18 protein-coding genes and 1 pseudogene are annotated in these 26,008 nt (G+C 71.9%); 14 read left to right on the forward strand and 5 right to left on the reverse strand.

Annotated features, from left to right (window positions below):
- Nucleotides 1-186: 186 nt before the first annotated feature.
- The 4 genes from ACH5AF_RS26480 (at nucleotide 187) to ACH5AF_RS26495 (ending at nucleotide 5,285) form a co-directional block, all read left to right on the forward strand.
- The gene (locus tag ACH5AF_RS26480; RefSeq protein ID WP_398904859.1) at nucleotides 187-1,650 is read left to right on the forward strand and encodes a DUF692 domain-containing protein; all 1,464 of its coding nucleotides are present in this window, start codon (nucleotides 187-189) and stop codon (nucleotides 1,648-1,650) included.
- Nucleotides 1,651-1,655: 5 nt separating this feature from the next.
- Complete coding sequence (locus ACH5AF_RS26485) at nucleotides 1,656-2,663, forward strand: TIGR04222 domain-containing membrane protein (RefSeq protein ID WP_398904861.1); 1,008 nt, start codon at nucleotides 1,656-1,658, stop codon at nucleotides 2,661-2,663.
- 74 nt (nucleotides 2,664-2,737) lie between these two features.
- Nucleotides 2,738-3,544 carry a TIGR04222 domain-containing membrane protein gene (locus ACH5AF_RS26490; RefSeq protein WP_398904864.1) on the forward strand — a complete coding sequence of 269 codons (807 nt, stop codon included), beginning with the start codon at nucleotides 2,738-2,740 and terminating at the stop codon, nucleotides 3,542-3,544.
- Between the two features lie 121 nt (nucleotides 3,545-3,665).
- On the forward strand, nucleotides 3,666-5,285 hold the full coding sequence (locus ACH5AF_RS26495; protein WP_398904866.1) for an alpha/beta hydrolase: 1,620 nt from the start codon (nucleotides 3,666-3,668) through the stop codon (nucleotides 5,283-5,285).
- A 340-nt stretch (nucleotides 5,286-5,625) separates the two neighbouring features.
- Here the strand turns inward: ACH5AF_RS26495 and hemQ are convergent, their stop codons facing one another.
- Together hemQ and hemG are read right to left on the reverse strand one after the other, a co-directional pair.
- Nucleotides 5,626-6,339: a hydrogen peroxide-dependent heme synthase gene (gene hemQ / locus ACH5AF_RS26500; protein WP_398904867.1), complete on the reverse strand. Its 714-nt coding sequence runs from the start codon at nucleotides 6,337-6,339 to the stop codon at nucleotides 5,626-5,628.
- 4 nt (nucleotides 6,340-6,343) lie between these two features.
- Nucleotides 6,344-7,771, reverse strand: coding sequence for a protoporphyrinogen oxidase (hemG, locus tag ACH5AF_RS26505; RefSeq protein ID WP_398904869.1), 1,428 nt, complete (start codon nucleotides 7,769-7,771; stop codon nucleotides 6,344-6,346).
- A gap of 140 nt (nucleotides 7,772-7,911) precedes the next feature.
- Here hemG and ACH5AF_RS26510 point away from each other — a divergent pair, with 140 nt between their 5' ends.
- The 3 genes from ACH5AF_RS26510 to ACH5AF_RS26520 all read left to right on the forward strand — a co-directional run bounded on the left by ACH5AF_RS26510 (nucleotide 7,912) and on the right by ACH5AF_RS26520 (nucleotide 10,849).
- On the forward strand, nucleotides 7,912-8,883 hold the full coding sequence (locus ACH5AF_RS26510; RefSeq protein WP_398904871.1) for a DUF4349 domain-containing protein: 972 nt from the start codon (nucleotides 7,912-7,914) through the stop codon (nucleotides 8,881-8,883).
- A gap of 27 nt (nucleotides 8,884-8,910) precedes the next feature.
- Complete coding sequence (locus tag ACH5AF_RS26515) at nucleotides 8,911-10,287, forward strand: FAD-dependent oxidoreductase (RefSeq protein ID WP_398904873.1); 1,377 nt, start codon at nucleotides 8,911-8,913, stop codon at nucleotides 10,285-10,287.
- A 130-nt stretch (nucleotides 10,288-10,417) separates the two neighbouring features.
- Complete coding sequence (locus tag ACH5AF_RS26520) at nucleotides 10,418-10,849, forward strand: hypothetical protein (RefSeq protein ID WP_398904875.1); 432 nt, start codon at nucleotides 10,418-10,420, stop codon at nucleotides 10,847-10,849.
- A 60-nt stretch (nucleotides 10,850-10,909) separates the two neighbouring features.
- On the opposite strand, the gene hemE is transcribed toward ACH5AF_RS26520, so the two are convergent.
- Complete coding sequence (hemE, locus tag ACH5AF_RS26525) at nucleotides 10,910-11,938, reverse strand: uroporphyrinogen decarboxylase (protein ID WP_398905089.1); 1,029 nt, start codon at nucleotides 11,936-11,938, stop codon at nucleotides 10,910-10,912.
- 167 nt (nucleotides 11,939-12,105) lie between these two features.
- Here hemE and ACH5AF_RS26530 point away from each other — a divergent pair, with 167 nt between their 5' ends.
- From ACH5AF_RS26530 to ACH5AF_RS26550, 5 genes are all read left to right on the forward strand, one after another.
- The gene (locus ACH5AF_RS26530) at nucleotides 12,106-12,777 is read left to right on the forward strand and encodes a DUF3000 domain-containing protein (RefSeq protein WP_398904877.1); all 672 of its coding nucleotides are present in this window, start codon (nucleotides 12,106-12,108) and stop codon (nucleotides 12,775-12,777) included.
- A 265-nt stretch (nucleotides 12,778-13,042) separates the two neighbouring features.
- Nucleotides 13,043-13,705 carry a response regulator transcription factor gene (locus ACH5AF_RS26535; RefSeq protein WP_215176464.1) on the forward strand — a complete coding sequence of 221 codons (663 nt, stop codon included), beginning with the start codon at nucleotides 13,043-13,045 and terminating at the stop codon, nucleotides 13,703-13,705.
- Between the two features lie 422 nt (nucleotides 13,706-14,127).
- Nucleotides 14,128-15,414 carry an HRDC domain-containing protein gene (locus tag ACH5AF_RS26540; protein WP_398904879.1) on the forward strand — a complete coding sequence of 429 codons (1,287 nt, stop codon included), beginning with the start codon at nucleotides 14,128-14,130 and terminating at the stop codon, nucleotides 15,412-15,414.
- A 785-nt stretch (nucleotides 15,415-16,199) separates the two neighbouring features.
- Nucleotides 16,200-17,414 (forward strand): thiolase family protein, encoded by a 1,215-nt coding sequence (locus ACH5AF_RS26545; RefSeq protein ID WP_398904881.1) that lies wholly within the window; start codon nucleotides 16,200-16,202, stop codon nucleotides 17,412-17,414.
- Complete coding sequence (locus ACH5AF_RS26550) at nucleotides 17,411-19,540, forward strand: 3-hydroxyacyl-CoA dehydrogenase NAD-binding domain-containing protein (RefSeq protein ID WP_398904882.1); 2,130 nt, start codon at nucleotides 17,411-17,413, stop codon at nucleotides 19,538-19,540. The genes ACH5AF_RS26545 and ACH5AF_RS26550 overlap by 4 nt, the downstream gene beginning before the upstream one ends.
- Before the next feature lie 71 nt (nucleotides 19,541-19,611).
- On the opposite strand, the pseudogene ACH5AF_RS26555 reads toward ACH5AF_RS26550, so the two are convergent.
- Both ACH5AF_RS26555 and ACH5AF_RS26560 read right to left on the reverse strand, forming a co-directional pair.
- A pseudogene (locus ACH5AF_RS26555) lies at nucleotides 19,612-20,036 on the reverse strand (NlpC/P60 family protein); the annotation flags it as partial.
- Between the two features lie 191 nt (nucleotides 20,037-20,227).
- A complete protein-coding gene (locus ACH5AF_RS26560; RefSeq protein WP_398904884.1) occupies nucleotides 20,228-21,319 on the reverse strand; it encodes a hypothetical protein in 1,092 nt (363 codons plus the stop codon).
- A gap of 107 nt (nucleotides 21,320-21,426) precedes the next feature.
- On the opposite strand from ACH5AF_RS26560, the gene ACH5AF_RS26565 reads away from it, so the two are divergent.
- Both ACH5AF_RS26565 and putP read left to right on the forward strand, forming a co-directional pair.
- The gene (locus ACH5AF_RS26565) at nucleotides 21,427-21,810 is read left to right on the forward strand and encodes an NTP pyrophosphohydrolase (protein ID WP_398904885.1); all 384 of its coding nucleotides are present in this window, start codon (nucleotides 21,427-21,429) and stop codon (nucleotides 21,808-21,810) included.
- A gap of 584 nt (nucleotides 21,811-22,394) precedes the next feature.
- Nucleotides 22,395-25,973 (forward strand): sodium/proline symporter PutP, encoded by a 3,579-nt coding sequence (putP, locus tag ACH5AF_RS26570; protein WP_398904887.1) that lies wholly within the window; start codon nucleotides 22,395-22,397, stop codon nucleotides 25,971-25,973.
- The last annotated feature ends 35 nt before the right edge of the window (nucleotides 25,974-26,008 follow it).

Below are 26,008 nucleotides of genomic sequence, written 5' to 3' on the forward strand. Positions count from 1 at the left end.
CAGGAACCCCACCCGCCGGGAAACCTCACCCGGCAGGAACCAAGCTCCGGTGGGAGCACCTGGCCCGGGAACCTCAAATGAAGCTCTGAACGTCCCCTTCTGCGGATTCACCCGCTCCCGGCCGGGCCATGACCTCTGCACATCACATGCCGGACACAGGCCTGTCGGGCAGACGAGGGGGACGTCATGCAACTCGGCATCGGAATCGGCTGGCGGCCGGAGATCGCGGAGACGGTGGAGCGCCTGCCCGGCGTCGACTGGGTCGAGGTCGTCGCGGAGAACCTCTGCCCGGGGCATCTGCCGGCGTCGCTGACCCGGCTACGGGAGCGCGGCACCCGGATCGTCCCGCACGGCGTCTCCCTCGGCCTCGGCGGCGCGGACCGCCCGTCGCCGCGCCGCCTCGCGGACCTCGCGGAGCGGGCCGAGGCGCTGGACGCGCCGCTGGTGAGCGAGCACATCGCGTTCGTACGGGCCGGGGGCGCGCTCACCGCGTCCCCGGTGCTGGAAGCGGGCCATCTGCTGCCGGTACCACGCACCTGGGACGCGCTGGCCGTGCTGTGCGAGAACGTACGCATCGCCCAGGACGCGCTGCCGGTGCCGCTGGCGCTGGAGAACATCGCGGCGCTGATCTCGTGGCCGGACGAGGAGCTCACGGAGGGCCAGTTCCTCGCGGAGCTGGTCGAGCGGACGGGCGTACGGCTCCTGATCGACGTGGCGAACCTGCACACGAACCATGTGAACCGCGGTGAGGACCCGTCGGCGGCGCTGAACGCGCTCCCGGTGGAGGCGATCGCGTACGTGCATGTGGCGGGCGGCGTCGAACGGGACGGCGTCTGGCACGACACCCACGCCCACCCGGTGACCCGGCCGGTCCTGGACGTGCTCGCGGACCTCCGCACAAGGGTGCGCCCGCCGGGGGTGCTGCTGGAGCGGGACGACGACTTCCCGCCGCACGACGTCCTGGCGTCGGAACTGTCGAGCATCCGCGAAACACTCCGGGTCGCGGCGGAACGGCCCACGCCCGCCGTGCGGGCCGAGCCCGCGGGCACGCGGGAGGGTGCCGCGCCAGTCGGCGCCACGCGCCCGATCGCGGCAGCAGCCACCACCGGCCCAACGTCCTCCACCGCGCGGCCACCGACCGCGGCCGGGGCCGAACGCACCGACGCCGCACCCGTCGATGGTCGCGCCGGCCATCCGGCCGCCGCGACGGCGCGGGCCACGCCCGCCTGTGTCACCGCCGCGCGGGAGCGGCTGGGGCTGGGGCAGGCCGCGCTGGTCTCCGCTCTTGTCGCGGGGACGCCCGCGCCCGAGGGGTTCGACCCGCGGCGGCTGCGGGTGCAGAGCAGAGCGCTCATGGCCAAGCGGGCCGACATCGTCGCGAAGGTGGCGCCCGAGCTGCCCGGGATCCTCGGCCACGCCTACCGCCCCGCGTTCTTCTCGTACGCCAAGGGCCGCCCCCTGCAGGCGGGTTACCGTGGCGACGCGCTCGACTTCGCCGGGCATCTGCTCGCCACCGGCCGCCCCGAGGACGCCGCCGCCCGCCGCCGGCTCACGCTCTGGTGGCAGGAGCGGGCCGCGCCCCGGCCCCCGGGGCGGGCCGCACGGATCGCGCATGCCGCACGCGCCGCACTCGCCGGCATCGGCAGGTGAACGTCATGTCCTTCGCCGCACTCGCCCTCTACCTCGCCGTCGGCCTCTCCTCCACGCTGCTGATCGTCAAGGTCTCCGCCGCGCTGCGCAGCGCCTCGCAGGGTGAGCCGCGCATCCACGACGCGTACGAGGCCGCCTTCCTCGCCGGCGGTCCGGCCCGCGTCACCGATGCCGCGCTCGCCGTGCTGCACACGGAAGGCCGTATCGTCATCGGCGGCCCCGGTGTGGTCACCGCCCTGCGTCAGGTCGCGCACGACCCCGTGGAGCGCCAGGTGTTCCAGGCGCTGGCCGTCGCCCCCGGCTGCGCGCTCCACGTCCTGCGGCGCGAGGTCATGCGCGGCCCCGCCGTGCAGGAGATCGGCCACGCCCTGGCCGCCCGCGGCCTCATGACGCCGCCGCGGCAGCACAGCGGCCTCGCGGCCTGGGGCCTGACGCAGGGCATCCTGTGCCTCATCGGCCTGCCGGTCTCGTTCGTCGTGACGGTCGTGCAGTTCATGGGCACCGGCCACCAGCCGACCGGACTGCCGTTCGTCGTGACAGCGCTGCCCGCCCTGATCCCCGGCATGGTGATCGGTTTCAACCGGGCCAACCGCGTGAGCCGTCGCGTCACCCCCGACGGCCGCCGCGCCCTGCGCCACTACGGTGCGGCGTACGCCCACACCGCCCCGGGAGTCGTCGCGGCCGTCGCTCTGCGCGGGGTGCGCGCACTTCACGACCGGGACCTGTGGAGCCAGTTGACCGCGGCCGCGCGGCACGGCGCCGGATCCCGCTCCACGGTCTCGCATACGCCGTACGCGTACAGCATGTACGACGCCTCGGCCTCGGAGCCCCTCTGGTGCGCGGGCCCGGGCCCGGGCTCGGGCTGCGGGTCCGGCGGTGGCGGGGCGGGCTGCGGCGGGTCCGGCGGCGGTTCGAGCTGCGGCGGCTCATCCGGCTCCAGCTGCGGAAGCTCGTCCGGCTCCAGCTGCGGAAGTTCCTCCGGCTCCAGCTGCGGCTCGTCCAGCAGCTCGTGACACACCTCCCCGGCACACGTCCACATGGCGAACAACCTGTGGCGCGACGCGCACTCCTCGCGTAGAACTCGCCCATGCTCTGGCTCATCCTCGTCCTCCTGGCGTGGGCCGTCGCGGCGGTCAGCTGCCTGCGGCTGTGCCTGGCTGCCGCCGACGCACCCCGTCACCTGGACGAGGGGGCCGAGGAGACCCACGACGACATGCGCGCGTCGTACGAGCTCACGCTCCCCGAGGCCGCGTTCCTGGCCGGCGGCCCCCAGCGCGTCACCGAGCTGACGCTCGTGTCGATGCACCGCGGGCGCCGACTGCTGCTGGCGCACACGGGGTGGGCGACGGTCGTGGACCCGGACGGCGAGAACGACCTGGAGCGTGCGGTCATCGGCGCGATCGGCCCCTCGGGCCAGGCGCCCACCGCGGCGGTGCGGGCCGCCGTGTCCGCCGCCGCATCCGTCGGGTCCCTCGCCGACCGGCTGGTCCGCGCGGGCCTCGCCGTCCCCGACGCCGTCAGGAATCCGGTCGTCTCCGCACTCCGGGCCGTCCGCGGGTCGACCGTGCTCACCGTGGTCCTGGCGGCCGGGACACTGCTGACGCTCCCTCAGGACCAGCGGCCGGGTGCGGTCATGGCCTGGTTCGCGCTGCCGCTCGTCCTGACGCTGGGCTGCCTGGCCATAGCCCGTTTCGAGGTGCACGCCTACACCGGCTGGGCCTCGCCGCTGGGCAACCGCCTGCTCGACTCGCTCATCGAGCAGGCAACCGGCCCCTCCGGCGCGGGTGAACGCGCTCGGCTCACCCAGGTCGCCGTCCACGGGGTCCACGCACTCGACGATCCGCAGCTGCGGGCCGCCTTCGGATGCGGCCGGGCGGCCGACCGGATCCGCTGACCTGGCGGTCGGTGCCGACACGCGACACGCACATTCGGTGCTTTACAACATCAATCGCCCCACCAAGGATCCTTTTCGTCCCCTGGCCCTCGGGCTGCCGCACGTGCACGAAGGGAACGCGATGAGAGCAGTTGCGAAGTTCGGGGCCGTAGCGGGCCTCGTTTCCTTGGTCCTCACGACACTCACCGTCCCTCCGGCCGGCGCCGCCCACCCGGCCGACGGCTTGACGAGCGCGATCGCCGAGGCCCACGGCACCGCGGTGGCCGCCACACGCGCGGCGGCCACCGGCATCGCCTTCGGCGCCTGCCCGGAGGAGGAGGGCCTGCCGAAGCCGGTCACCTGCGGCACGGTCCGGGTCCCGCTGGACTACGCGAAACCGTCGGGCCGTCAGATCACCCTGACCGTCAGCCGCGTGCGGGCGAGCGGCCCGTCGGCGAAGCGTCAGGGTGCGCTCGTGTACAACCCCGGCGGCCCGGGCGCCTCCGGCATGTACTTCCCCATGGCGGCCGAGCTGCCCGAGTGGAAGACGATCGCACGGGCCTACGACTTCGTCGGCTACGCGCCCAGGGGCGTGGCCCGCTCGGCGCCGCTGTCCTGCCAGGACCCGGCGGACTTCATCAAGGCGCCCACCCCGGCCCCGACGCACCCGTCCCCCTCGTACAAACAGGAGCGGATCGCGCAGGCGAAGGCGTACGCGCGGGGGTGTGCGCGCAAGGCCGGTGCGGCGCTGCGTCATTACACGTCGCTCAACAACGCCCGTGACCTCGATGTGCTGCGCGCGGCGCTCGGCGAGAAGAAGCTGACGTTCATGGGCGCGTCGTACGGCACGTACTTCGGCGCGCTGTACACCACGCTGTTCCCCAGCCATGTGCGCCGCATGGTGTTCGATTCGGCGGTCAACCCCGACCCGAGCCGGATCTGGTACCGCAACAACCTCGCCCAGTCGGCGGCGTTCGAGACCCGCTGGGCCGACTTCCGTGCCTGGGTGGCCAAGCACGACGCGACGTACAAGCTGGGCGCCACCCCGAAGGAAGTGGCCCGCAGTTACGAGCGGGTGCGCGCCGAGCTGGCGCTCAAGCCGGCCGGTGGGAAGGTCGGCCCGGGACAGCTGCACGCGGCGATGCTGAGCGTGGGCTACCACGACGACTACTGGCCGCTGCGTGCGCACGCGTTGTCGGCGTACCTGAAGGGCGATCCGCAGCCGCTGATCGCGCAGACCGCCCCGCGGCCGGACACGGCGAAGGAGACGGAGAACTCCAACGCCGTGTACACGGCGGTGGAGTGCAACGACGCCCCGTGGCCCGAGGACTGGCAGACCTGGGATCACGACAACACCCTGCTCGCGCGGGTCGCGCCGTTCGAGACGTGGGACAACGCGTGGATGAATCTGCCGTGCGCGTTCTGGACGGCGCCCCGGCAGCAACCCGTGGACGTGCGTACGCAGCCGGGCGAGCTGCCCACGACACTGATCCTGGCGGCGGAACGGGACGCGGCCACGCCGATCGAGGGTGCGCACGAGTTGCAGCGGCGGCTGGGGGGCTCAGTGCTGATCACGGAGGAGGAAGCGGGCACGCACGGCATCGGCGGCGGTGGCAACGCGTGCGTCAACGCGTACGTGGAGGACTACCTGCTGCACGGGCAGACGCCGGTGCGGCGCGCATCATGCGCGCCGCACCCGGAGCCGGACCCGGTGTCGCTGGACCGACGCGCGGAGCAGCGCAAGCTGCCGCACGCCGTCTGATCTTCCGGGTCAGCGCGCAGCCACGCCCGTGGCTGGACCAGGGCAGGGGCCGCTGACGGTTCCAGCCGGTGGCCGGATCCCACGGGCCCGGCCGAGGCAGCCACGCCCGTGGCTGGACCAGGGCAGGGGCCGCTGACGGTTCCAGCCGGTGGCCGGATCCCACGGGCCCGGCCGAGGCAGCCAGGCCCGTGGCCGGACCACGACACGAGCCACTGACGGTTCCAGCCGGTGGCCGGATCCCACGGGCCCGGCCAAGGCGACCGGGCCCGACGGGCCCGGTCGTGGACGGCTGGGTTTCCGCGCGGGACGCGGTGAAACCTCGCCGTCGAAACGGTGCGGACTACGCGAGCCCCGCCACCAGATCCGCCACGCTCTTGCGGCGGCCCGTGTAGAACGGGACCTCCTCGCGCACATGCATACGGGCCTCCGACGCGCGCAGGTGGCGCATCAGGTCGACGATCCGGTACAGCTCGTCCGCCTCGAAGGCCAGGATCCACTCGTAGTCGCCGAGCGAGAACGACGCGACCGTGTTGGCGCGCACGTCCGGGTAGCCGCGGGCCATCTTGCCGTGGTCGGCGAGCATGCGGCGGCGGTCCTCGTCGGGCAGCAGGTACCAGTCGTAGGAGCGCACGAAGGGGTAGACGCTGACGTAGTTGCGCGGCGTCTCGTCGGCCAGGAAGGCCGGGATGTGCGACTTGTTGAACTCGGCGGGTCGGTGCAGCGCCATGTTCGACCAGACCGGCTCGAGTGCGCGGCCGAGACGGGTGCGTCGGAAGCGGTTGTACGCGTCCTGGAGCTCGTCCGAGGTCTCCGCGTGCCACCAGATCATCACGTCGGCGTCGGCGCGCAGGCCGGAGACGTCGTACGTGCCGCGCACGGTGACGTCCTTGGCGGCGAGCTGGTCGATCAGCTCCTGAACCTCTTCGGCGTAGCCGGAGCGGTTCTCGGGCAGTGCATCGCGCAGCTTGAAGACGGACCACAGCGTGTACCGGATGACCTCGTTGAGGTCCTTGGCCTTCTTGCCTGCGTTCGGGATCTTTTCGGGCGCACTCATACGGCTATTGTCCCGCGTCCCGATCAGTGCCCTGCGCCAGGGTCGGCGTGGCGAGGATCTCGTCCGCCGCGCGCTGTCCGCTGCCGATGCAGGCGGGGATGCCCACACCGTCGTACACCGCTCCGCAGACCCTCAGTCCGGGCAGCTTCGCCACCTCGTCACGGATGCGGGCGACCCGGGCGAGGTGCCCGACGGGGTACTGGGGCAGGCCGCCGGTCCAGCGGGTGACCTCCGACGCCACGGGTTCGGCCGTGAGGCCGATCGCCTCGGCGAGGTCGGTGAGGGACGCGTCGACGAGTTCGGGGTCCTCGCGTTCCAGCGCCTGCTCCTCGCCGTAGCGGCCGACGGAGGTGCGCAGGACGAACAGGTCACCCGCCCCCTCGGCCACCCAGCTCCACTTGTTGGAGGAGAAGGTGGACGCCTTGATCGCCCGGCCGTCCACGGGTGGGACGAGGAAGCCGCTGCCCGGCGGCGGCGAGCCGAGGTCGGCCCGCCGGAAGGCGAGGGTGATCAGGGCCATGGAGGCGTACTCGACGCGGCCGAGTTCGGCGGCCGCGGCCGGGGACTCGGCGGCGAGCAGCACGGACGCGGACCAAGCGGGGGTGGCGAGGACGACCGCGTCGGCGGTCAGCGGCTCTCGGTCGGTGCGGATGTGCCAGCCGGAGCCGGTTCGGGTCAGCCCGAGGACCGCGGTCGACGTACGGATGTCGCCGCCGAGGGCGCGTACGGACGCGACGACGGCGGCGGGCAGCGTGCCCATGCCGCCGGCGAGGCCCATGAAGACGGGGCCGGCACCCTGCTGCGCCGCGCCCTTGGCCTGGACCTCGCGTACGGCGTCGAGCAGCGTGTCGTGGTGCCGCAGGGCCTCGAAGAGCCCGGGGACCGCGGCGCGCATCGAGATGCGGTAGGCGTCGCCCGCGTACACCCCGCCGAGCAGCGGCTCGACGAGCCGGTCGACGACCTCGCGGCCGATGCGCTCGGCGACGTACGCGCCGACGGCCACGTCGTCACCGACGGCCGCGGGCGGCAGTTCGCTCTCACACCCGATGCGCTCGATCCCCTCGGGCGAGATCAGCCCGGCGAGCGCGTCCCGGGTGCCGGGCACACCCATGACATGGCCCTTGGGCATGGGCCGCAGGGCGCCTCGGGTCCAAACCGCGGAGGCGGCGACGGCGGGCGGCTGGAGCCGGTCGCCGAGGCCGACCGCGCGGGCCAGATCGGTGCCCTCGGTCCGGCGCGCGAGCATCGACTCGGCGCCCAGGTCCACCGGCACGCCCGCGACCTCGCCCCCCTGGAGCTTGCCGCCGAGGCGGTCGGTCGCCTCGACGAGGGTGACGCGCGCACCGGCCGTGACGAGCCGGTGGGCGGCGGCCAGACCGGCGATGCCGCCTCCGATGACGACGACATGACGCGCAGCTGTGTCCACGTTCATGAGGCAACTCTCTCAAACGCCCGGCCAACCCCCGTACCGAGTCCCGACCGTGACCGGTTCGGAACCGGAATCGGGCAACCCGCGGCGGATGCGGGACGTCGAACCGGCAACCGCTCACCACATATCGCCCGGGGGGTCTCATGGGTGCACGACTGGCCGCACGACTGGCTGTACGACGGACATGCGCGGTACTTCTGCTGTCCGCCTCGCTGGGCCTCGTCGGCTGCGGCGCGAACGACTCGTCGTCCGCCGACACCGCGCAGGCCGACTCCAAGCCCGCCCTTCGCGAGGGCGAAAAGGCGGCCGGATCCGGCTATGCGGCCGACAGGCCGGATGGTGAACCGGTTGGCGGCGCGGCACGCGAGGAGGCCACCGGACCGTCCGCGCCGCCGACGGAGCACATCATCCGGACCGCTGAGCTGGGCGTGGAGGTGAAGGACGCCGCCAAGGCGCTCGCGAACGCGCGCGCGGTGGTCGAGAAGGCCGGCGGACGGGTCGAGAACGAGACCACGGAACGCCTCGACGAGACCCATGTGACCTCGCATGTCGTCCTGCGCGTCCCGCAGGAGGAGTACGGGGCGGTCCTCGCCGAACTCGCCGGCGCCGGAAAGCTGCTCTCCCGCAAGGCCGACGCCAAAGACGTCACCGACCAGGTGGTGGACGTGGAGAGCCGGATCGCGACGCAGCGGGCGAGTGTGGCGCGGGTACGGGAGCTGATGGAGCGGGCGACGAAGCTGTCCGATGTGGTCACGCTGGAAGGACAGCTGAGTACGCGTCAGGCGGAGCTGGAGTCGCTGCTGGCACGGCAGGCGTCGCTGAAGGACCGCACGACGCTGGCGACGATCACCCTGACACTGAGCGAAGCGGAGACGGAGGACGTGCGGGAGGACGACGCCCCAGGTTTCCTGGACGCGCTGGGCGGCGGCTGGGACGCGCTGGTGGCGACGCTGCGGTGGATCACGGTGGCGATCGGCGCGGTCGCACCTTTCGCCGCGCTGCTGGGCCTGCTGTACGCGGGGTGGCGGTGGCTGGTGCGAGCTCGGCTGCGGTTGGTGACGCGCCCTCGGGTGCAGGGGGCGGAGGTGACATCTCCTCCCGCGGCGGAGGACTGAACGGGCCCTCGGCCGTAGCGTGTTCCCATGACAACGGAGCGACTGGTGGTCGTGGGCGGCGACGCGGCGGGCATGTCCGCCGCATCGCAGGCGCGCAGGACGAAGGGCCCGGACGAGCTGGAGATCGTGGCGTTCGAGCGCGGGCACTTCAGCTCGTTCTCGGCGTGCGGGATCCCGTACTGGGTGAGCGGCGACGTGTCCGAACGGGACGAGCTGATCGCACGTTCGCCCGAGGAGCACCGCGCCCGCGGGATCGATCTGCGCATGCGCACCGAGGTGACGGAGATCGACGTGGCGGGCGGCCGGGTGCGCGCCCGCGACCTGGAAACGGGCACCGAGGCGTGGACGGGCTACGACAAGCTGGTGATCGCGACCGGCGCCCGCCCGGTGCGGCCGGCGCTGCCCGGGATCGACGCGGCCGGGGTGCACGGTGTGCAGACCCTCGACGACGGCCAGGCGCTGCTGGACACCCTCACGCACACGGAAGGCCGGCGCGCGGTGGTCGTCGGGGCCGGGTACATCGGTGTGGAGATGGCGGAGGCCCTGCTCAAGCGCGGCTACGAAGTGATCGTGGTGACGCGCGGCCGGCAGCCGATGGCCACGCTGGATCCCGACATGGGTGCCTTGGTCCACCGGGCGATGGACGGGCTGGGCATCACGACGGTGACGGGGTCGGCCGTCACCAAGATCCTGGCCGGTGACGACGGGCGGGTCCGCGCGGTGGCCACCGACGACGCCGAGTACCCGGCGGACGTGGTGGTGCTCGGCATAGGAGTCGAGCCGGAGACGGCGCTCGCCGGTGCCGCCGGTCTGCCGCTCGGCCGGTACGGCGGCCTGCTCACGGACCTGTCGATGCGGGTGCGCGGCCAGGAGAACATCTGGGCGGGCGGCGACTGCGTCGAGGTGCTGGACCTGGTCTCGGGCCGCGAACGCCATGTCCCGCTCGGCACGCACGCGAACAAGCACGGCCAGGTCATCGGCGCGAACGCCGGCGGCGGCTACGGGACGTTCCCGGGCGTGGTGGGCACCGCGGTGAGCAAGGTCTGCGATCTGGAGATCGCCCGAACGGGCCTGCGGGAGAAGGACGCGCGGGAGGTGGGTCTGCAGTACGTGACGACGATGATCGAGTCGACGAGCCGCGCGGGGTACTACCCCGGCGCGGCCCCGATGACGGTCAAGATGATCGCGGAACGCCGTACGGGCCGGCTGCTGGGAGTCCAGATCGTGGGGCGTGAGGGCGCCGGAAAGCGGGTGGACGTCGCGGCGGTCGCCCTGACGGCGCGGATGACCGTGGAGCAGATGACGGCGCTGGACCTCGGTTACGCGCCGCCGTTCTCACCGGTGTGGGACCCGGTCCTGGTCGCGGCCCGCAAGGCATCGGCAGCGGTGCGGGCCGGAGAATAGACCGTCGGGACGGGGGTGTTCCGCTCGTGCGGCCGGACGGCCGAGTCGACCCCTGAGTGACGAATTGTGACAGATCGATCGCCAGCCCTAGCACCACTCGCGCCGAGCTCCCCGCCCACGCCGTGACGTCGTGCACGGTCAACGGCACGACTGTCCCGGGCACCTCCGTGAACGGCCCGACGGCAACGACGTGATCCTCTGCGCCACGGTCGACGCCGACGCCACGGTCGACGGCCTCGGCGGGGACGACACCATCGCTGTCGCGGGCTCGGTCAACGGCACCGTCAGCGCCGGAGCCGGAATGGACCACCTGTCGGTCTTCGCGTCCGGCTCGGTCAGCGGCGTCGTCGTCGGCGACGGCGGGGACGGGGACGGCGGGGACGGGGACGACCACATCACGGTGGCGGGCGTCGTCACGTCCAGCGGCGACATTCTGGGCGGCGCCGGGAACGACTTCCTGCTCGTCGGCGTGAACAACGGCCTCGTCAACGGAGGCGACAGCTCCGACTACTGCCGGGTCGCCTCCGGCAACGGCCCGGTCGGCTTCGAGTACCCACTCTGAGAAACGGACCCGTTCGCCGCGGGCCGGTCGGCCCGCGGCGAACGGCGTGTCCGGGTGTTCTCAGCGCGCCGTCGACTCGTGCACGTACTCCACCAGCCGCGTCAGCGCGTCCGGGTCCGTCGTCGGCAGCACACCGTGTCCGAGATTGAACACATGGCCCTCCAGGCCCGCCGCCGCGTCCAGCACCTCGCGTGCCTTGGTGCGCACCGCCTCCGGGGACGAGAACAGCACGGCCGGGTCCAGGTTCCCCTGGAGCGCCCTGCCCGGGCTCACCCGGCGGGCGGCCTCGTCGAGGGGGACGCGCCAGTCGACACCGACGACGTCCGCGCCCGCTTCGCCCATGAGGCCGAGGAGCTCTCCCGTGCCGACGCCGAAGTGGATGCGCGGGACGCCGTAGGAGGCGACCGAATCGAAGACCTTCGCGGAGGCGGGCATCACCGAACGCCGGTAGTCGGCGGGCGCGAGCGCACCCACCCAGGAGTCGAAGAGCTGGACGGCGGACGCGCCGGCCTCGATCTGGACCTTGAGGAAGGCGGAGGTGATCTCCGCGAGGCGGTCCAGCAGGTCGGCCCACAGCTGCGGGTCGCCGTACATCATGGCCTTGGTGTTCTCGTGGTTGCGGGAGGGCCCGCCCTCCACGAGGTAGCTCGCGAGGGTGAACGGCGCGCCCGCGAAGCCGATCAGCGGGGTCGTGCCGAGCTCTCCGGTGAGCGCCCTGATCGCCTCGGTGACGTAGGGGACGTCGTCCGGCGTCAGGTCCCGCAGACGTGCCAGATCGGCGCGGGTGCGGATCGGTTCGGCGACGACCGGGCCGACGCCCGGCTTGATGTCGAGGTCGACACCGATGGCCTTGAGCGGAACCACGATGTCGCTGAAGAAGATCGCCGCGTCGACCTTGTGCCGCCGTACCGGCTGCAGCGTGATCTCGGTGACGAGGTCGGGCCGCATGCAGGAGTCGAGCATCGGGATGCCCTCGCGCACCTTCAGGTACTCGGGAAGCGAGCGCCCGGCCTGCCGCATGAACCAGACCGGCGTGTGCGGCACGGGTTCACGCCGGCACGCCTTCAGGAACGCTGAGTCGTACGTCATCTTCTGCCGGTCCCGGGTCGGGGTGTCCCCCGCTCGGGCGGAGCCTCGAGTCAGGGGAAGGTCGTTGGCGCTCACGTCCAGAATCTTCGCACGTGCGGAAGAAGTGGCCGCCCCGGGCAGGGTGTCCCTCCCTGCGCGACGGCCCCGTTCCCCTTACTCTTCCCCGCATGGCTGCGGCTCAGGGACATTTTTCCGATCATTCCAACGGCAACGATGCGCCGGAAAACACGGAGCAGGGCGGGGTGCCGAGCGCGTTCCGCCAGGCGGTCGACACCTTGCGGTCCGCCCGACTGCGAGCGGAGATCGAGATCGATCCGACCCGGCCGCCGCAGAAGCTCGCCCCGTACGCGTACGCCCTGGAGGCCGCGGTCGTCGACGGCGAGGACGATCTCGCCGACGGCCGGCTCGTCCTGCTCCACGACCCCGCGGGCCACGACGCCTGGCAGGGCACCTTTCGTCTGGTGACGCTGGTGCGGGCGGAGCTGGAGCCGGAGATGGCGGCCGACCCGCTGCTGCCGGAGGTCTGCTGGTCCTGGCTGACGGGCGCGCTGGAGGCGCGCGGGCTGGCGTACGGGGAGGCGAGCGGCACCGTCACCCGAGCGGGTTCTCACTATTTCGGTGGACTGTCCGACCGCCGCCCGGCGACCCAGATCGAGATCCGTGCGTCATGGACGCCGCGGGAGGACGCGGAGGGCGTCCCGGACACGGCCGCACACCTCGCTGCCTGGTGCGATCTGCTCTGCCAGGTCGCCGGGCTGCCCCCGTCGCCGGCCGGTGCCGCGGACGGCACGACGGGTGTGGTGAGCCTTCCCCAGCGCCGCGGGCCGCAGCAGCCCTGAACGTCGGTGCCGCGTACTCCCCGGGACACTGGCACGGGCCGTGCCACCACGCGCCCCGCCCGCTCGCGGGCAGGCAGCTGCGGCGCTGCTCGCTCGTAGGATGATCGATAGCCTGTCCGAATTGCCCCGATTGTTACTCACTGAATCGTGATCATTCTCTAAAGGCGGGCGGGTTTGGTGCCGAAGAGGTCAATGACCTAACTGCACGGTTCGCCCCGGCTTCACCCCCGAGCCGGCCCCGTCCCGCACCTTTCCAGGAGGCCTGGTGTCCGTTCTTCTCGAGCAGCCCGCAAGCCTGGTCGCCTACCGCCCGAACAAGCCGACGGCCATGGTCGTCGTGGCCGACCCGCGCGTCCGTTCCACCGTCACCCGCCACCTGTGGGCACTCGGGGTCCGCGACGTGATCGAGGCATCGTCCATCGCGGAGGCCCGTCCCCGCGTCGGCAACCCGCGCGACATCTGCGTGGCCGACGTCCACCTGCCCGACGGTTCCGGGCTGACCCTCCTGTCCGAGACGCGCGCCGCGGGCTGGCCCAACGGGCTCGCGCTGTCCGCCGCCGACGACATCGGCGCCGTGCGCAACGCCCTCGCCGGCGGGGTCAAGGGCTACGTCGTCACCGGCACCCGTACCAACATCGGCCACCCCACCCGCCCCGGCGTCGCTCCCCTCGGCTCCGCGGCAGGCCGCATGCACCGCCGCCCCCCGGGTGTCCCGAGCCACCCGGGCGGCTACCGCGAGCTGTCCGGCCGTGAGGTCGAGGTGCTTCGTCTGGTGGCGGAGGGCCAGTCGAACAAGGCGATCGGCGTCTCGATGGGCCTGTCCGCACTGACGGTCAAGAGTCACCTCGCCCGTATCGCGCGCAAGCTGGGCACGGGTGACCGGGCCGGAATGGTGGCGGTGGCTCTGCGTACCGGCATCATCCACTGAAACGCCCGACACATCTCGGTGCCCGTCGACGGAACGTTCCGTCGACGGGCGCATTCCGTTCGCACCCTTGAGTTGTTCGACATCCGCGTAGCGTCCCGCACCGGGCGGTGGCCCCATCAGCCGAGGCGGACGCCGGTTGCGTGCCGGTGAGACGGCCGGGCGGGCAGGACGTCCGAAACTCCAGGAGCCTCGCGCCCGGGACTGATCGTGCCCGCCGGCACACAACGCTCCCGGCATGCAGATCACGGCCTTCGAAGTGCAGGAACCGGCGTGCGAGTGACCGCCGAGCGCACGTCCGGGGCACTCGGTAGCAGCAATCGCAGTGAAACGATGAGAACCACTGAGACGCGTTTTCGCAGGTCAGCGTGGCCCCTGACCGAAGGTGCAGGTCAGACGGCCGGGCGGGCGGATACCCTTGACTCGTGACCGACGCCCAAGAGACCGCAGCGCAGACATCACTGCGAACCACCGGGGGCGCTCCTCCGGACGACGGCGTACCCTCCGACGGGCTGCCGATCCCCCTGCTGGAGCCCCGTGACGGCATCCCGCCGGTGGTCGCCGACCAGGACTCGCTCGCCGAGGTGATCGCGGCCTTCGCCGCGGGCACCGGCCCCGTCGCCGTCGACGCCGAACGTGCCTCCGGCTACCGTTACGGCCAGCGCGCCTACCTGGTGCAGCTGCGCCGCGAAGGCGCGGGCACCGCGCTCGTCGACCCGGTGGGCTGCCCCGATCTGTCCGGACTCGGCGAGGCCCTCGCCGACACCGAGTGGATCCTGCACGCCGCCACCCAGGACCTGCCCTGCCTGCGCGAAATAGGCATGGTGCCGACACGGCTGTTCGACACCGAGCTGGCCGGCCGCCTCGCGGGCTTCCCGCGCGTCGGGCTCGGCGCGATGGTCGAGGGCGTTCTCGGCTACGCCCTGGAGAAGGGCCACTCCGCAGTCGACTGGTCCACCCGTCCGCTGCCCGAGCCATGGCTGCGGTACGCCGCCCTCGACGTCGAGCTCCTGGTCGACCTGCGGGACGCGCTGGAGAAGGAGTTGGAGCGGCAGGGGAAGCTGGACTGGGCGGTCCAGGAGTTCGCCGCGATCGCCTCGGCCCCGCCGGCGCCCCCGCGGAAGGACCCCTGGCGGCGTACGTCGGGCATGCACAAGGTGCGCCGGCGCCGTCAGATGGCGGCCGTACGGGAGCTGTGGACGGCCCGCGACAGGGTCGCGCAGCGGCGCGACGTGTCGCCTGGCAAGGTGCTCGGCGACACCGCGATCATCGAAGCGGCGCTCGCGCTGCCGGCGAACGTTCACGCCCTGACGGCCCTGCCCGGTTTCGGGCACCGGATGGGAAGGCGTCAGCTGGAGCAGTGGCAGGCCGCCATCGACCGGGCCAAGGCCCTGCCGGACGCCGAACTCCCGCAGCCGGGCCAGCAGGTGGCCGGTCCGCCGCCGCCCCGCGCCTGGGCCGACAAGGATCCGGCGGCGGCCGCGCGTCTGTCGGCTGCGCGTACGGCGGTGTCGGCGCTGGCCGAGGAACTGAACGTGCCCCAGGAGAACCTGATCACGCCCGACACGGTGCGCCGGATCTGCTGGGAGCCGCCGTCACCGGTGACGCCGGAGTCGGTGACACATCTGCTGACCTCGCTGGGCGCGAGGAAGTGGCAGATCCTGCTGGTCGCTCCGCTGCTGGTGGGCGCACTGGTGGCGGCCTCGGCGTAGGCCCCCCCGCCGGGCGCCAGGTGCTCCGCTGACGCGCCTCGCAGGCCTTCGGCCCGTGTGCCCTTCCCGGCGACGGTCGACCGGTGGCTCACCCGAACGCGGCCCCTGCCGGGTGCCGTCCCGGCGGGGGCTGTCGCGGCCCTCGGGCAGATGACCCCAACCAGGCGCCGCCCGCGGGCGCACGACGCTCGATGCCGCTGTGCCCGCCCCGGCCGAGCACGCCGGCACAGCTGACCGGCACCACCAGGCGCCGTCCGCGCGGGGCCACGGCGATCGGGAGCCCTGCCGACGCCGCGCCCGCGGCATGAAACCTGTCCTCGGCAGGTGACCCCAACCAGGCGCCGCCGCCGGGCACGACGCTCGGTGGTGTTGCGCCGCTCCGGAAGAGCACCCGCTGACACTGCTGACCGGCACAACCACAGCGCCCCTCGCGCGGGGCCGGCCACGGCGATGGGGACCGTTGACCGGCCCGACCAGGCCCCTGTCCTCCGGGTCCTCCGCCCAGGACGTCGTACCGCGCCGAAGCGTTGCCTGCTCCGCCATCCCCGGCTGTGCCGGCGTTCCGCCTCCCGAGCCGTCCGCGCATGCCCGGGCCCCGGCCTCGCCCCGGCCCGGAGAGGCCCTGCGGAGCACCCGCGCCGGCACCCCGAACGTGTGACCTTCACCGCCCCGCCTCCAGGGGGCTGGGCAGCATGGTTACCCGTAAGTAGCATGGGGGAAGCAAGCGCACGCTCAGGCGTTGCGCGCCGCAGCAGTGCAACCCCGCACCCTGGAGGAGAGCCATCGTGCCTCGTACCGTCAGGGATGTCGTCTTCGTCGACGGCGTCCGCACCCCGTTCGGCAAGGCGGGCCCGAAGGGCATCTACCACGAGACCCGCGCCGACGATCTCGTCGTGAAGGCCATCCGGGAGCTGCTGCGGCGCAACCCGGCTCTCGACCCGAAGAAGATCGACGAGGTCGCCATCGCCGCGACCACGCAGATCGGCGACCAGGGCCTCACCCTCGGCCGTACCGCCGGCATCCTCGCCGGGCTGCCGCAGTCCGTACCGGGCTACTCCATCGACCGCATGTGCGCCGGTGCCCTCACCGCCGTCACGAGCGTCGCCGGCTCCATCGCCTTCGGCGCGTACGACGCCGTCATCGCCGGCGGTGTCGAGCACATGGGCCGCCACCCCATGGGCGAGGGCGTCGACCCAAACCCGCGCTTCGTCAGCGAGAAGCTCGTCGACGAGTCGGCCCTGTTCATGGGCATGACCGCGGAGAACCTGCACGACCGGTACCCGCACATCACCAAGCAGCGCGCCGACGAGTACGCCGTGCGTTCGCAGGAGAAGGCCGCCAAGGCGTACGCCGACGGCAAGATCCAGCAGGACCTGGTGCCGGTCTCCGTGCGCCGCACCAATCCCGAAGTCGGCGAGACCGGCTGGGGTCTGGTCACCGCCGACGAGCCCATGCGCCCGGGAACGACCCTGGACAGCCTGGCTGGTCTGAAGACGCCGTTCCGCGTCCACGGCCGCGTCACCGCCGGTAACGCCGCGGGGCTCAACGACGGTGCCACCGCCTCGATCATCGCCTCCGAGGACTTCGCCCGCGAGAACAACCTCCCGGTCAAGATGCGCCTCGTCTCGTACGCCTTCGCCGGCGTCGAGCCGGAGGTCATGGGCTACGGACCGATCCCGGCGACCGAGAAGGCCCTCGCCAAGGCCGGCCTGTCCATCGAGGACATCAACCTCTTCGAGATCAACGAGGCGTTCGCCGTCCAGGTCCTGGCCTTCCTGGACCACTACGGCATCGCCGACGACGACGCGCGCGTCAACCAGTACGGTGGCGCCATCGCGTTCGGCCACCCGCTGGCCTCTTCCGGCGTGCGTCTGATGACGCAGCTCGCGCGGCAGTTCGAGGAGCAGCCCGAGGTCCGTTACGGCCTCACCACCATGTGCGTCGGCTTCGGCATGGGCGCCACGGTCATCTGGGAAAACCCCCACTGGGAGGGCAAGTGAGCACCACCGCTGAGCTGTTGAAGGGCGCCGCGGAGCTCTTCCCCGACGAGGTCGTCACGCAGGCGCACGTGCGCCACCTCGACCTCCCCGCCGGCGCCGGGCGCTTCGCGCTCATCACGCTGGACAACGGCCTGGACCACACCAAGCCGACGACCTTCGGACCGCAGTCGCTCGCGAACCTGAGCACCGCGATCGACCAGGTGGAGAAGGAGGCCGCCGAGGGCACGATCGTCGGTGCCGGTGTCACCGGCAAGCCGTTCATCTTCGCCGTCGGCGCCGACCTCAAGGGCGTCGAGCTGCTGAAGCGCCAGGAGGACGCGCTCGCCATCGGCAAGGGCGGGCACGACGTCTTCAAGCGCCTCGCGGGCCTCGCGGTCCCGACCTTCGCGTACTACAACGGCGCTGCCATGGGCGGCGGTGTCGAGGTCGGTCTGCACTGCTCGTACCGCACCGTCTCCCGGGCGATCCCGGCCTTCTCGCTGCCCGAGGTCTTCCTCGGTCTCGTCCCGGGCTGGGGCGGCTGCACCATCCTGCCGAACCTGATCGGCGCCGACCGCGCGGTCTCGGTCGTCATCGAGAACTCGCTCAACCAGAACAAGCAGCTCAAGGGCAAGCAGGTCTTCGAGCTCGGCATCGCCGACGCCCTCTTCGAGGGCGCCGACTTCCTGGAGCAGTCCCTGCTGTGGACCGCCAAGGTCCTCACCGGTGAGATCGCCGTCGAGCGCCCCGACGTCGACCGCGGCGAGGCCTGGGACCAGGCCGTCGCCCGTGGCCGCTTCATCGCGGACTCCAAGGTGCACGGTGCCGCCCCCGCCGCCTACCGCGCCCTCGACATCATCGAGGCCGCCAAGGACGGCGACCTGCAGAAGGGCTTCGACGCCGAGGACGCCGCCCTCGCGGACCTCATCATGGGCGGCGAACTGCGCTCGGGGATCTACGCCTTCAACCTGGTGCAGAAGCGCGGCAAGCGCCCCGCCGGCGCGCCCGACAAGAGCCTGGCCCGCCCGGTCACCAAGGTGGGCGTCGTCGGCGCCGGTCTGATGGCCTCTCAGCTGGCGCTGCTGTTCCTGCGCCGCCTGGAGGTGCCGGTCGTGCTGACCGACATCGACCAGGAGCGCGTCGACAAGGGTGTGGGCTACGTCCACGCCGAGATCGAAAAGCTGCTCGGCAAGGGCCGGATCAACCAGGACAAGGCCAACCGCCTCAAGGCCCTGGTGACCGGTGTGCTGGACAAGGCCGAGGGCTTCGCGGACGCGGACTTCATCATCGAGGCCGTGTTCGAGGAGATGGGTGTCAAGCAGACGGTGTTCGCGGAGGTCGAGGCGGTCGCCCCGGCGCACGCGATCCTCGCCACCAACACCTCCTCGCTGTCGGTCTCGGAGATGGCCGCCAAGCTCAAGCACCCGGAGCGCGTGGTCGGCTTCCACTTCTTCAACCCGGTCGCCGTCCTCCCGCTGCTGGAGATCGTGCGTGGTGAGAAGACGGACGACGCCTCGCTCGCCACCGCGTTCGGTGTCGCCAAGAAGCTGAAGAAGACCGCGGTCCTCACCAAGGACGCCCCGGCGTTCGTCGTGAACCGCATCCTGACCCGCTTCATGGGCGAGATCCAGAACGTCATCGACGAGGGCACCCCGGTCGCCACCGCCGAGAAGGCCATCGAGCCGCTCGGTCTGCCGATGTCGCCGCTGGTGCTGCTGGAGCTGGTCGGTCCGGCCATCGGTCTGCACGTCTCGGAGACCCTGAACAAGGCGTTCCCGGACCGCTTCACGGTCTCCCCGAACCTGAAGGCGGTCGTCGAGGCGGGCAAGCGCGGCTTCTACGTGTACGACTCCGGCAAGCCGGAGCTGGACCCGGAGGTCGCCGCCCTTCTGAAGCAGGGCGACACCGTCCTGACGGAGCAGCAGGTGCGCGACCGCGTCCTGGACGCGGTCGCGCAGGAGATCGGCCTGATGCTGGACGAGGGTGTCGTGGCCGAGGCCCAGGACATCGACCTGTGCCTGATCACGGGCGCCGGCTGGCCCTTCCACCTGGGCGGCATCACGCCGTACCTGGACCGTGAGGGTGTCTCGGAGCGTGTGAACGGCAAGCGGTTCCTGGCGCCGGGCGTGGCCAGCGTCCCCGCGTAAGACCCGTCGGAACGGCGAGCGGGCCGTACGGGAGAGATCCCGTACGGCCCGTTCCGCGTGTCCGGCGCCGGTCAGAGGCGCTTGGCGCTGCCCAAGGTCGTCGCGTAGTAGCCGTTGCCGTCGAGGCGGGACGTGCCGCTCTTGTCGCCGATCGTCGGACCGTTCGCTTCCTCGCGGCAGGAGACGAGCATCATGTGGCCGTCGGTGTCGTGGCCGAGGTGGATGCCGACGTGGTCGAGGCGCTTCTTGGTACGCGCGTCCAGGTCGAAGAAGACCAGGTCGCCCGGCTGTAGCACGCCCGGTGCGGTGAGCCGGTCGGAGGCGTCCAGGCCCTTGGGCGGGGACCTCGGCGCCGATGTCGGAGCGGGCCATGGCGTCGGCGGTGCGCCGCAGGCCGTCGCCCCACCCGGTCGGAAGCGGCGAGCGGGTAGCGGGCGCGACAGCCCCACACCAGCCGCATGAAGCCGGAGCAGTCGACCGCGCGGGCACGTTCGCAGCGCGGCCGAGGCCGAAGTCCCGTTCGACCCCGTCGAGTTCAGCCATAGGGTGCGGATGAGTTCCGAGGCGTCGGCGGAGGCGGCCGGCGTACTGGTCACCGTGACGGACGCCCGGTCGGCGCACCGCGGTGCGGAGTGACGGTCCACCGCAGACTGCGTACGCGTCATCCGGCCCGTCGCTGCCGCCCGTTCACACCAGCGGCTTCCAGCGGCCCAGCGCGAATCCGCCGGCCGCCGTCTTCTGACGCGTGGCCATCGGTACGCCGTCGCCGGTGAGGGCCACGGCGATCAGCCCGCCGTCACCGTGCTCCTGCAGGGCGATCGGCATCGGGCCCTCCGTGCCGGTGGCGGTGCCGGTGGAGGTAGGGGTCCACCAAGCGCCCGCTTCCTCGTTCTCCGCCGGGTACGCCGCGAACGCGACCTCGGACCCCTCGCCCGTCTCCTGGGCGAGGACGGTGCAGGGGTAGCCCTCGATCATCGCCGGCGCGAGGTGGAGCGGACCGGTACCGGCCGCCTTCATCAGCGGCCGGGGCTGCGGGTCCCGCTGCGGGGCCCAGACCTGGACGACTCCGTCGTCGTCGACGAAGAACAGAGAGACCGAGCCGGACACTGTGGCCAGCGCCGAGAGCGTGCCGGGCACGGCATGCACGCCCAGCCGGTCCGCCAGGGCGAAGGGGGCGCCCGGCTTCTCCTGCGTGTACCGCGCGATCGTCTTCTGGTCGGGCACGAAGAGCTCGACGAGCCCTGCACCGTCGACGGCCGCGGCCAAGGACTCCTGGACTCCGAAGCCGCCGAGGTCCTGCCAGCGCCCCCAGCCACCGCGGGTCGCCTGGCTCCGGCAGCTGACGCCGGAACCGCCGTTGCGCAGAGCGACGCAAAGGCGGCCTTCACCGTCGACGACGGCCGCCGGGTCGCCCGTCCACCGCGGATCCTTGTTGGGGTGCCCGATCGCATCCCAGCCCAGCAGCGGCCGCCCGGTCTGGAACTGCACTGCGTGCACCAGCTCGACTCCGTCGCCGGAGCCGACCCGGCGCATGCCCACCAGGTGGATGTAACCGTCCGCCCCCTGGGCGACGGTCAGCCGGGGCAGCAGGCCGGGTGCGGGCAGCCGGTCGGGGCCGATCCAGCCCGCTCCCTGCTGTGTCCAGCGCAGTACCGCGCCTTCTGCGGGCGCGCAGGCGGTGAGCAGTCCGTCCCTGCCCCGGGTCAGCCAGTCGCCCGAGAGTCGTTCGGAGCCGGTCCCCTCCGGCTCTCGGAGCGTCGTCGCACGCACAGCAGTCATGGCAGGTCCAGTGCGTCCAAACAGATCGGGTGCGGGGTCGTTCATACCGTGGTCATTGTCTCAGCCCGGCTCCGGCCGCTGCGCCGCGGCCCTGGGATGCTGGTCCCGTGGACACAGTCGTGATCGTGGACAGCGCCAATGTGGTCGGCTCGGTGCCGGACCGGTGGTGGCAGGACCGCCACGGCGCCGCCGCACGGCTGCGGGACTCGCTGGCGGCTCCCGGCGGGCAGTCGGCGGCGACAGGTCCCGCGGAGATCGTTCTTGTCGTCGAAGGGGCCGCGCGGGGCGTCGCCTCGGTGCCCGGGGTGCGGGTGGAGGCGGCGTACGGCAGCGGCGACGACCTGATCACCGAGCTGGCCGCTGCGGCAACGGGCGCCGGGCGGCCCTGTGTCGTGGTCACCGCCGACCGGGAGTTGCGGGAGCGGGTGACGCGGTACGGAGCGCAGTGCGCCGGTCCGCGCTCGGTGCGCCGGCGCATGGACACCGCCTGACGCGGACGAGGTCCGCCCGGTACGCACCCGGGCGGTGCGTACGGGGCCGGAAGCCCGCTTCCGGATTGCCGCCGGTGGCCCTGAAGCCACGGGGGAGGTTGCGCTGAGCTGGGGGCTGCCGGTGAGCACGTGGGGAGGCCGGGTTCGGTGGGGGCCTTGGGGCTGTCCGTGCGGCTTGCGGACGCCGGGCCCGGTGGGGTGCCCGGCGTCGCTGGGGCTGTCCGTGCGCCACGTACGGACGACGGGCGTGGGCGGGCGGCGCCCGTCCCGTGGCCATGCGGAGGGATGCTTCCCAGGCCCCGGCCCGGGGACCGCTCGGAACCGGCGATCGAGAACGAACTCGACGTGCCGACCGGCTCCGGGCGGCCCGGTAGGACGAGCTCACCCACGTCTTGCCCGCCGGCCCGGCGGGCTCCTCCACGGCCGGCCGCACTGCGAGGCCGGCCGGAGCTGTGGTCAAGGCACCCGCGAGGAGGACGTCGGCCGTCCCTGTCGGCGCAGAATCTGTAGATTTGTATGACAGGGCAAGTGCAGACCTGCCACTGGCCGTGCTTGTGCTCATCAGCCTCGCAGGCGAGGAAGACATGTCCGACCTGAGCGCGCCGATCCTGGCCACATTTATCGTTTATGTGCTTGTCATGATCGCAGTGGGCGTCTGGGCATACCCCCGCACCCGTACGTTCGCCGACTTCGCCCTCGGCGGCCGCAGACTCAGCCCGCTGGCCGCCGCCCTGTCCGCAGGTGCCAGCGACATGTCCGGGTGGCTGTTCCTGGCACTCCCCGGGGCCGTGTACGCGGCGGGCATCGGCGCCGGCTGGATCGCCGTCGGCCTGGCGATGGGCACCTACCTCAACTGGCTGTTCGTCGCGCCGAGACTGCGCACCTACACCGAGCGCGCCGGAAACGCCGTAAGTCTGTCGGCCTATCTGGAGGAGCGATTCGAAGACCGTACCCGGATGCTCCGGCTGGTCTCGGCGGCGGTCACCGTCGTGTTCTTCACCGTCTACGTCGCCAGTGGTCTGGTGGCCGGTGGGCTGCTGTTCGAGCAGGTCTTCGACGTCGACTTCGAACTCGCGGTGTCCCTGACCGCCCTGGTGATCGTGGTCTACTCCTGCCTCGGCGGCTTCCTCGCGGTGAGCCTGACCCACGTGATGCAGGGCATTCTGATGTTCCTCGCCCTCATCGTGCTCCCGGCGATCAGTATCGGGACGCTCGGTGGCTTCGGGGCGCTGAAGGACGCCCTCGACAGCAAGACGCCGGCCCTGCTGGACGTAGGGGCCGAGGCACGCTTCGCCGATGGTCAGTGGACGGCAGGCGGCTCCCTCGGCGCTGTGGCCATCGTTTCGCTGCTCGCCTGGGGCCTCGGCTACTTCGGTCAGCCGCACATCCTGGCCCGCTTCATGGGCATCCGCAGCACCCATGCCGTCCCGGCGGCCCGGCGTATCGGAACGGGCTGGGTGCTCGTCGTGCTCGCCGGCGCCATCCTCGTCGGCCTGGTGGGAGCCGGGCAAGTCGGCACACCGCTGGACAACCCGGAGACCGTTTACATCGCCCTGAGCCAGGCACTGCTCAATCCCTGGGTCGCCGGGGCCATGCTGGTCGCCGTACTGGCCGCGATCATGTCGACCGCGGACAGCCAGCTTCTCGTGTCGTCGGTCGCGCTCACCGAGGACTTCTACCGGGCGTTCCTCCGTCGCCGGGCCTCGGACAGGTCGCTGGTGTGGGTCGGTCGCGGCACCGTGGTGGTGGTGATTCTGGTCGCCTGCCTGATCGCGCTCAACGGTGGCGGAGTGCTGAACATCGTCGCCTATGCCTGGGCCGGTTTCGGAGCGGCGTTCGGGCCGGTCGTCCTCCTGTCGCTGTACTGGCCGCGTATGACATGGGCGGGGGCCATGGCCGGAATCGTGTCGGGCGCGGCCACGGTGCTTCTCTGGAAGAAGATCAATCCGCTGCTCGGGCCGTTCGAGTCGGGCATCTACGAAATGGTTCCGGGCGTGCTGGTCGCCACGGTCGCCGCGCTGGCCTTCGGCAGGTTCGTCGGCCGGCCACCGGAACGTGCCTTCTGGCGGATGCCGGGCGGCGGGGTCAGCCAGCTGAGGCTCGAACCGTTTCTCGCACACGCACCGGTCGGTGTCGCCGTCCTGGACACGGATCTGCGCTACGTCTGGGTCAACGACATCCTGGCGCGCCTGATCCCACTCGAAAAGCGCCTGGGGCGGCGGGTGGAGGAGGTGCTGCCCAGGCTGGAGGCGGAGGCGTTCGAGAAGAACATGCAGTCGGTCCTTCGGACCGGGGCTCCGGTGATGGACTACGAGTTCCGCGGCCCCACTTACGCAGATCCCCACCGGGAGCGTGCGTACTCGGCCTCCTTCTTCGGGATGAAGGACCGCCACGGCCGGACCGTGGGTGTCTGGTACATGATCATCAGCGTCACCGAGCGCTGGCGGGCCCAGGAGCGCCTGGCCCTGCTCAACGACGCCAGTGCCCGTATCGGCAGCGCGCTGGATGTGCCGCTGACCGCGCAGGAACTGGCCGACAACGCCGTGCCGTCGGTCGCCGACTTCGTCGCCGTCGATCTGCTGGACTCTGTCATCAGAGGCGAGGAACCGGACCCCGGGCCGGTCGACACCGGCCCCGTCATTCGTCGCGCGGGGCAGAAGTCGGTGCGTGAGGGCAGCCCGGAGGCGAGACTGGCCGTGGGGGAAGCGGTCCAGCGTGACCCGTCCTCGCCCGTCGCCCGCTGCCTTCTGGAGAGCAGGACCTTGGTGGAGGACCTGGATTCCTCCTCCGGTTCGTGGGTGGCCATGGACCCGTCGCTTGGCGCCGTCATCCGCGAGTTCCATTTCCGCTCGGTGATGGTGGTGCCGCTGCGGGCCCGCGGCGTCACCCTGGGCGTGGCGACGTTTGTCCGGTCCGGGCGTCTGGGCCCCTTCGAGGAAGACGATGTACGTCTCGCCGAGGAGCTGGTCTCCCGTGCGGCTCTGTGTGTCGACAACGCACGCCGTTTCACCCGGGAGCGCACCGCGGCCCGTTCGATGCAGCGCTATCTGCTGCCGCAGGAGCTGACAGGCGGATCTGCCCTGGACGTGGCGTCGTGGTACTACCCGGCGGATGCGCCGAGCGGTGTGGGTGGTGACTGGTTCGATGTGATTCCCCTCTCCGGGACCCGGGTCGCACTGGTCGTCGGGGACGTGGTCGGACATGGAATCAATTCCGCGGCAACCATGGGGCGGCTCCGCACGGCAGTGCGCACCCTCGCCAATCTGGACCTGCCCCCCGACGAACTGCTGGCCCACCTGGACGACCTGGTCATCGGCCTCATGGAGGCGCGCGGCAGCGATGGGTCGGCGGCGGCCGAGAACCAGGGCGTCGGCGCCGCGATGATGGGCGCCACCTGCCTGTACGCCGTGTACGACCCGGTCAGCAGACAGTGCACGCTGGCTCGGGCCGGCCACCTCCCGCCGGTGGTCGTCGGCCCCGAGGGCTCTGTCGACTTCCTGGACCTGCCCGCCGGACCGCCGCTCGGTCTCGGCTCCCTGCCCTTTGAATCCGTCACGCTGGAGCTGGCCGAAGGCAGCCTGATCGGGCTCTTCACCGACGGCCTCATCGAGACCTGCGATCGCGACATCGACGTCGGGCTCTCCCGGCTCAGCAACGCCCTCGCGGTGACGCGGCCGACGCTGGAGGAGATCGGGGACAACGTCGTCAACGCCCTGCTGACCGGTCCGCCGTCCGACGACGTCGCCCTGCTCCTCGCCCGGACGCACCTCCTGGGCTCGGACCGGGTCGCCTCCTGGGACCTGCCCTCCGACCCCGCCGCCGTCGCGAATGCCCGCAGCCTCGCCGGTCGGACGCTGTCGGAGTGGGGCATGGACGATCTGCTGTTCACCACGGAACTGATCGTCAGCGAACTGGTCACCAACGCCATCCGCCATGCGACCGGACCGATCTCGCTGCGCCTGATCCGGGACCGCGCCCTGATCTGCGAGGTCTCCGACGCCAGCAGCACCTCACCCCGCCTGCGCCACGCCCGGACCACGGACGAGGGAGGCCGGGGACTGCTGATTGTCGCGCAGCTCGCCCGGCGATGGGGCACTCGCTACACGAAGACCGGCAAGATCATCTGGGCGGAACAGGCAACTCCTGACGAACCGACGAGCTGACCCCGCGTCACGTGGCACCGTAGTCGAGCCGCCTC

The sequence above is a fragment of the Streptomyces sp. NPDC018833 genome (genome assembly GCF_044390825.1).
In the GTDB taxonomy this organism is placed as follows: Bacteria; Actinomycetota; Actinomycetes; order Streptomycetales; family Streptomycetaceae; genus Streptomyces.

Bases quoted from the DNA above. Each gene is read 5' to 3' on its own strand.
- ACH5AF_RS26480 (WP_398904859.1), top strand. From the start codon at position 187: ATGCAACTCGGCATCGGAATCGGCTGGCGGCCGGAGATCGCGGAGACG.
- ACH5AF_RS26485 (WP_398904861.1), top strand. From the start codon at position 1,656: ATGTCCTTCGCCGCACTCGCCCTCTACCTCGCCGTCGGCCTCTCCTCC.
- ACH5AF_RS26490 (WP_398904864.1), top strand. From the start codon at position 2,738: ATGCTCTGGCTCATCCTCGTCCTCCTGGCGTGGGCCGTCGCGGCGGTC.
- ACH5AF_RS26495 (WP_398904866.1), top strand. From the start codon at position 3,666: ATGAGAGCAGTTGCGAAGTTCGGGGCCGTAGCGGGCCTCGTTTCCTTG.
- hemQ (WP_398904867.1), bottom strand. From the start codon at position 6,339: ATGAGTGCGCCCGAAAAGATCCCGAACGCAGGCAAGAAGGCCAAGGAC.
- hemG (WP_398904869.1), bottom strand. From the start codon at position 7,771: ATGAACGTGGACACAGCTGCGCGTCATGTCGTCGTCATCGGAGGCGGC.
- ACH5AF_RS26510 (WP_398904871.1), top strand. From the start codon at position 7,912: ATGGGTGCACGACTGGCCGCACGACTGGCTGTACGACGGACATGCGCG.
- ACH5AF_RS26515 (WP_398904873.1), top strand. From the start codon at position 8,911: ATGACAACGGAGCGACTGGTGGTCGTGGGCGGCGACGCGGCGGGCATG.
- hemE (WP_398905089.1), bottom strand. From the start codon at position 11,938: ATGACGTACGACTCAGCGTTCCTGAAGGCGTGCCGGCGTGAACCCGTG.
- ACH5AF_RS26530 (WP_398904877.1), top strand. From the start codon at position 12,106: ATGGCTGCGGCTCAGGGACATTTTTCCGATCATTCCAACGGCAACGAT.
- ACH5AF_RS26560 (WP_398904884.1), bottom strand. From the start codon at position 21,319: ATGACTGCTGTGCGTGCGACGACGCTCCGAGAGCCGGAGGGGACCGGC.
- putP (WP_398904887.1), top strand. From the start codon at position 22,395: ATGTCCGACCTGAGCGCGCCGATCCTGGCCACATTTATCGTTTATGTG.